Annotated in this window: 7 protein-coding genes and 3 pseudogenes; 1 reads left to right on the plus strand and 9 read right to left on the minus strand. The window is 51.9% G+C overall.

All coding sequences use genetic code 11. The features are described 5' to 3' along the window. A pseudogene (locus RWM61_RS19780) lies at positions 1–597 on the plus strand (beta-L-arabinofuranosidase domain-containing protein); the annotation flags it as partial. Positions 598–926: 329 nt separating this feature from the next. Here RWM61_RS19780 and RWM61_RS19785 read toward each other — a convergent pair. The 9 genes and pseudogenes from RWM61_RS19785 to RWM61_RS19820 form a co-directional block, all read right to left on the minus strand. Continuing rightward, a complete protein-coding gene (locus RWM61_RS19785) occupies positions 927–1,775 on the minus strand; it encodes an SDR family oxidoreductase (protein WP_314004085.1) in 849 nt (282 codons plus the stop codon). Continuing rightward, a pseudogene (locus RWM61_RS19790) lies at positions 1,759–2,745 on the minus strand (glycoside hydrolase family 52 protein); the annotation flags it as partial. The pseudogene RWM61_RS19790 and the gene RWM61_RS19785, both read right to left, overlap by 17 nt. 331 nt (positions 2,746–3,076) lie before the next feature. Continuing rightward, a complete protein-coding gene (locus RWM61_RS19795; protein WP_314004088.1) occupies positions 3,077–3,673 on the minus strand; it encodes a DUF3238 domain-containing protein in 597 nt (198 codons plus the stop codon). A 186-nt stretch (positions 3,674–3,859) separates the two neighbouring features. After that, entirely contained in the window at positions 3,860–4,297 is a 438-nt protein-coding gene (locus RWM61_RS19800) for a DUF6843 domain-containing protein (RefSeq protein WP_314004091.1), read from the minus strand. 64 nt (positions 4,298–4,361) lie between these two features. Beyond that, entirely contained in the window at positions 4,362–4,556 is a 195-nt protein-coding gene (locus RWM61_RS19805) for a hypothetical protein (RefSeq protein ID WP_314004094.1), read from the minus strand. Positions 4,557–4,572: 16 nt separating this feature from the next. Further along, complete coding sequence (locus tag RWM61_RS19810) at positions 4,573–4,794, minus strand: helix-turn-helix domain-containing protein (RefSeq protein ID WP_314004097.1); 222 nt, start codon at positions 4,792–4,794, stop codon at positions 4,573–4,575. Then, positions 4,746–5,087 carry a sigma factor-like helix-turn-helix DNA-binding protein gene (locus RWM61_RS20375; protein ID WP_399539100.1) on the minus strand — a complete coding sequence of 114 codons (342 nt, stop codon included), beginning with the start codon at positions 5,085–5,087 and terminating at the stop codon, positions 4,746–4,748. The genes RWM61_RS19810 and RWM61_RS20375 overlap by 49 nt, the downstream gene beginning before the upstream one ends. 251 nt (positions 5,088–5,338) lie before the next feature. Further along, positions 5,339–6,079: an ammonia-dependent NAD(+) synthetase gene (nadE, locus tag RWM61_RS19815; protein WP_399539102.1), complete on the minus strand. Its 741-nt coding sequence runs from the start codon at positions 6,077–6,079 to the stop codon at positions 5,339–5,341. Then, positions 6,018–6,455, minus strand: a pseudogene (locus RWM61_RS19820) (cysteine hydrolase family protein); the annotation flags it as partial. The pseudogene RWM61_RS19820 and the gene nadE, both read right to left, overlap by 62 nt. Positions 6,456–6,594: the final 139 nt, after the last annotated feature.

Raw genomic sequence — 6,594 nt, forward strand, 5'->3', positions numbered from 1 at the left:
GGCAGCGGCGGCGCGGGCAGCGGCGGCGGAAGCGTCACCGTTGTACAAACGCTGGAGCCGCAGACGAACTGGGGCATCCGCAACCCGGCCGTCGACCGGACGCGGCGCCCGAACGCGATCCGCGTGAAGCTGACAGTGTCGTGTGGCCGGGCAACGGAGTTCACGCTCAAGCTGAGATTGCCGGCATGGCTGCAAGGGGCGCCGGTGATTACCGTCAACGGTGAGGAGATGATGGCAGATGTCGATGCCGGCGGTGGTGGTGGCGGCTTCGCGGCCGTTCGGCGGAGCTGGTCGGACGGCGATCAGGTTGTGGTCGAGCTGCCGAAAGGGTTGACTGCATCCCCGCTTCCGGACCGTCCGGATATCGTGGCGTTCATGGACGGCCCCGTCGTGCTGGCCGGCCTGTGCGGCGAGGAAAGAACGCTGCATGGCGACGCCGCGCGGCCCGAGTCGATGCTCACGCCCGACAACGAGCGGGAATGGGCGGAGTGGCTTCCGGGCTACCGCACCGTCAACCAGGAGCGCGGCATCCGTTTCATCCCGCTGTACGAAGTCGAGGACCAGGCGTACACCGTGTATTTTCCGGTGAAAAGCTGAGCAGAGTGAATGGCAGTCCTTATCATAACGGCGCAGCGGCCGACTCCGGTACTCTACCGGAAATCGGCCGCTGATTTTTGGAGAGATATAAATAAGGTGCATTTCATGTACTTGGTCGCTTAGGGGTGTGGTATTGTTACCCGACGAAGTGCAAAAGATGCACTACAAATGCAGAGTTTTCATCAAAATCATCCATTTCCTCGAAATCAAGTGCAGGTTTTGCACTTCATTTCGGGAAAATGGGGCATTTCCGCCCGACAAAGTGCAGGTTTTGCATCTCATGCCGGCAGGACAGTCACGTGTCCATTTCCATTTCCATTTCGGACGCCCTACACGCCCGAGTAAGCCATAAATCCGCCGTCCACGGGAACCGTGATGCCCGTGACGAAACCCGAAACGCTGTCATCCGCCAGCCAGATTAAGGTGCCGAGCAGATCCTCGGGTTTGCCGAATCGCCTCATCGGCGTGTGCGAGATGATCTTGCCGGAACGCTCCGTCAGCGAGCCGTCCTCCTTGAGCAGCAGGTTGCGGTTCTGCTCGGTCAGGAAAAAACCCGGCGCGATCGCGTTCACCCGAATGCCGACCTCGGCCAGATGGACGGCGAGCCACTGCGTAAAGTTGTCGACCGCCGCTTTGGCCGCGCTGTAGGCGGGCACCTTGGTCATCGGACTCGTCGCGCTCATGGAGGACATGTTGATCATGACCGCGCCTTTCTTGTTCACCATATGCCTGGCGAAAACTTGCGTAGGGATGAGAGTGCCCAGAAAATTAAGATCGAAGACCGAGCCGAAGCCCTCCTCCTTCAAATCAAAGAATGTCAGAAGATCCGGCCGGCCGATATCCTCCTGCTGCAAAATCTCTTTGGTCGTCGTGGCGAGCGGATGATTGCCGCCGGCTCCGTTGATCAGAATGTCGCAGCCGCCAAGCTTCTCCGTCACCTCGGCTTCCGCGCGCTTCACGCTTTCCGCATCCAGCACGTCGCAAGCCACGGCCAACGCTTCGCCGCCGGCGGCCCGAATAGCGTCCGCCACCAGCTCGCCCTTCTCCGCCGTCCGGTTCAGAATCGCCACCTTGACGCCGTGCCGCGCAAGCTCCTTCGCCATCGCCGCGCACAATACGCCGCTGCCTCCGGTAACGACAGCCACTTTGCCCTTCAGATTGTCATGAATCGGTATCATCGCTTTCCTCCAGCCATAGAATGCTTGTCACGCCGCGCGGATAATATTTGCTGCCGGTAATTTCCCCGGAAATGATCTGGTCGCTCCAGCTCCAGACGGACAGCGTCTTATGCGTCAGCCATTTCACATGGGCCGCATCGGCCGCGGCTCCCGCCTCGTCCCACGGCCGTCCGAGAATGCGGCGGGCGATGAACTGGCACAAATAAATTTTGCTGAGCCAGGAGTTGCTGCTCGTCGACGATATTTTCCACCCGCCGTCCGGGAACAAACATACGCCTTCGACAAGCACCGTCTCCAAATGGCGGCGCAGCGCTTCGATATAATAGCCGAACCGCCCGTTCGGATCGAGGGCCTCCGCCATGTTCAGATAATACGGAAAGACGAGTCCCTCGATCGCGGGGATGATCCTCGAGTCATTGCCTTCCCCGATCACGGCCGGAATATATCCGCCTTCCGTCACATGACTGACGATCGTTCGCGCGCACTTGTCCGCCTGCTCGCCGGCCGCCCGCACTTGCTCCAAGCTGTCGTCGAACCCGCCAAGCAGCTTCTCGAGCGCGAGATAAGCGGCCCAGCTTTTGCCCGCCAGGTAAATGTTGTTGCGCGCCTGCCCGAGCGAGACGTCCAGGCTGTCGTAGGTCGTAATCTCCGCCCCGCCCATCACCCGGCTGCTGTCGAGTCCCATGATCCCGTTACGCTGAGACGGATCCGGATGATCGCGGTTCACCATGCTGGTCAAGCACGCCTCCAGCACCGCCTTGTTCGCCCGAAGCCACTCCGCATCACCTGTCTTCTCGACGTATGCGGCGGCGCAGAGCACCCAGTTCACAAGCTGCTCATGCGTCATGTGCGAGAAGCAGCCGTCCAGGCCGTACAGCTCATAGGAGGAATAATGAGGCCGGGACAGCGTATTGGCCACGCCCATATCGTGCGTGAAGCTGAGCCCTCCCGGATACTCGGCCGAATCGCCCGACGATTGCCAGTTCTTCCTTGAACCGCTTTAATGTGTTATTGACCTGCATCCCTGACAATACCGTGGCATCATAAGCGTCGTACGCCTCATGTACGGGCTCATAGACCCCTGGAGTAGACTTTGCTCCTCCACTGCAACCGGAAAGCAATGCGACCATGAACAGGGCTAATACAAACAGCTTGGATGCTTTGCTCATACCCAACGCACACCCCTTCATAAACGAGAAAGCACCCCTAACATGGACGTTTGCCCAAGTTAGGGGTGCTTCCCCTTTTCCCTATTTGATTACCATTATTATACGTATGGGGTTATCGGCTGTAAACAGTGATTATTTCGTAAGATCCACGCTCTGATTGAAATTAATGAGCCCAGTGTATACGCTGTAACCAGCGGGTCTCGGATCATATTGATGGAGCGTCACAGGTGTTCCGGAATCAACACGTTTATAAATTTCATGAGCTGGATAGGCATCATGTTTCCCTAGAACCCGAACTCGACCATCCCGGTAAACCCAGAAGTCATACTCCCAATCAATATTCGGTGAAGGGTTAAAAGTCGGGATATTGACGGCAGCCTTGACATGAATGTTGACGTAACTTTTATCAGAAGCCCATGCCACATAATTCATCTGGATACCATCTGCAGAGGCCTGGCCGGTAATATCAGGGCGAATAATTTCACCCGTATCGAGATCGACAGTACGTTCAACCGTAGGACCTACACCAGGAAAATGTTTAACAGAACCCTCAGTGAAGTTAACCACAAGGTGCTGAGCCAATTTCCACAGCTCCGGGTTGTTTTCCGTGTAGTAGGTAAAACCCCGGTTATTACCTTTATACAAAATCTTGACTTCGGTAGTGCGCATGAATTCGATCCAAGCGTCCGGGATAAAAGCTGTCGTACGAACCTCAACGATATTCGCCATGGAAACCATCTCCTTTTTGATTAGTGAAGATGGATGATTGGACGCACAAACCAAGGACCGTCCATATCCTGTGTTTGTGATCATCCCGCCTTCACTATTAAAGGAGTTTGAAACTCTTCATTTACAACCATTCGGGAAAGAAAAGTATGAAAACAAAAAACCCACCGCTCTTCGGTGGGCAAATTCTTATGGTTTCTTCGCAAGTTGCGCGTTATATTGCTGTTCAGTACCGACGAAGAATGAATTAACATCCGCACTGGCCGTTGTACCATCAGAAAGTTTGATGTCCTTCTTTCGTATGGATTGGCCGAAGATCATATCATTCCCAATTTCACTACGCTTACCTTGTGCATCTGCATAGTAAAAGGTCATTCCACCATCGGTTGGAGCGCTCGATGTCTTTAGAACCCCATCTTGCGGAATAATGTGTAACAATGCTTTCCCTTCTTTCGGGAGTGCCGGGCTATCCTTCTGATTGTAGACAACCTCAACCCATCCTGTGTATCCACTTGGCATCACATATATATGACTCTTTTGCTTATTCATACCGATCGTTCCAATGGCAATGGCAGCAATCACAACTACAGCAAATACAATAAGGTAAATCTTATACGCCCGTTTCAATCCCTTCACCGCCTTATGTTTTCTCATCGAGCACCTTTACATTATATTACAAAAAGACGCCAATTCAAACAACTTGGCGAATTGGCGCTACAGCGTATATACGATTTTCATCAAATGTTCTCATTTGAGCTGCCTTGTAGCAATAGCCTTTGACCAGACCATTCTTCCGACAAAAGAGAAGAACACCACGCTTACTAAAACGCCCATTCTTATCCTCATAAATGATTTCAACAGGCTTTCCTATGTATTTGGCTACCAACCTCCCACCCCCGCATTCAAATCATTTTTTTATTTTTAATCAGATCCATAAGTTCAGTCTTCATACTTTGTAGGGCATCTTCCTGTGGCATCCTGATAAAACGACTGAGTTCAATCATATCTTTCTCGAACAGTTGGATTATCCTTTGCATTGCATGCTTATCGTTATTCTGGACCGCAATGATTAGCTTCAAGAGCTCATCGTCCGAGATAACTTCTGCATCGCCTTTCTTTTCCATTTGTTTACCCCCTGCTGCGACATGTTCAGTTCTGCTGCGATTTCTTTTTCTGTCCTATCTTCAAAAATTAGTTTTTTTAGAACATATTTTTCGGTCTCGCACAGGGTGTTATCAAACAATTGGTTGATGTAAATGACCGACTCAATATGGCTGAATGAATTTTCAGGATACGGCATTTCGAATGAGATATGAACTTCCCTGGACCGCTGCTTCCGAGCCCCATATTGGAGTCTCCACGCAATTCGTTTTAGCTCGGCGCGACAGGTATCATATAAGGTAGCTGTAGACATCATCTCGCTCTCTTCCTCCCTCCAAATCCCTTTCTATAAAATAGGTGTTTTGAGGAGGTAATTTACAACTAAATAGGAACATTTGTTCTTATAAATCATATTATAAATAAAAATGCATTAAAAAACCAGTCGAAAAAGGCACCTCCAGCACGAACTTTCGTTCATTTAGAGACGCCTATATAATCGTGAATCAACTTTCTTTTTCCTTAAGATGACGGGCTACCGAGTTCAGCCGCTTCGCGCGGCCACTATGCTTACTTCCACCAAGCATCGGTAGGTGTAACAGGAAGCTCGCGTTTGTGCTGCGTTGCTGCAAACTGCTTTTCAAGCTTCTCCTTCACGCCGGCATCCACCGTCCTGCCCTCCAAGAAGTCGTCGATCTGCTCGTAGGTAATGCCAAGCTCGGTTTCGTCCGCTTGCTGCGGCTTGTTGTCGAGCAAGTCAGCGGTCGGTGTCTTAAGATACAGTTGTTCAGGTGCCCCGAGCTCCTGCAAGAGAGCACGCCCCTGACGCTTCGTTAATCCCGAAAGCGGTAGAACGTCCGCTCCACCGTCCCCGTATTTCGTAAAGAACCCCGTAACGGCTTCGGCAGCATGATCAGTCCCGACCACGAGGAGTCCCATTTCACCGGCGATCGCATATTGCGCCATCATCCGAATCCTTGCTTTCGCATTTACCTTGTTGAAATCCGAAAGCGGGTTAGTTAAAGCGGCTTTGAACTGGCCTGCAAAAGCATCCACGGCCGGTCCGATCTGGTAGGTAACCACCTTATCAGGAGCGATAAACTGAAGGGCGAGCTGCGCGTCCGCTTCGTCTTTCTGCGTTCCATACGGCAGTCGAACAGCAACGAATGTTGCATCCACGCCCTCTGCTCGAAGCTCCTCTACGGCCATTAGCAACTTACGTCCAGCTAAGGTCGAATCCTGCCCGCCGCTGATTGTAGGCATCGACCGCCGTATGAAGTACGCAAATGTCGGTGCATACGCCAATTGGATGTAATTCCGTTATGGCTCTTGCCCGGAGCTTAAGCTCGAGATCCGTTCCTGCAAATGCGCTGTAGCGGGTCTTATCCATCCACAACACATTTGGGTTTTGCCGATTCTGCTCGAACACCTCTTGCAGTTCACCGTAAAGCAAACGCCCCGGCGTCCCTTTGATGTTGTGGGGCGGAATCGTTTCAGGATGGAATGGATCGTTTTCTTGATGAAGGTCGATTGCAAAGACAACCAAGTCGTCGTTCTCGATAAATTTCTTCGTTACGGCGACATTTGCCTCTTCAATCGCCTGGCCCGGCTCACCGCAAGTCAAAGCTCCATTCTTTGCTACAAAATCCACCGTGTAATCGATGTTGATCAATGCTCGCTTTGTCATGTGGGATTCCTCCTATCAAATAACAATTATTGAAGTGTTAAGAGAAATGGGTAAAAAAATTTAGAATGTTGCTTCGTATATAGATTTAACATGGATTCGGAAAGTAACCTCTTGAAAAGTTGAATAAAGCGCGTCAAAT

This window comes from uncultured Paenibacillus sp. (assembly GCF_963515335.1).
Classification (GTDB): domain Bacteria; phylum Bacillota; class Bacilli; order Paenibacillales; family Paenibacillaceae; genus Paenibacillus_I.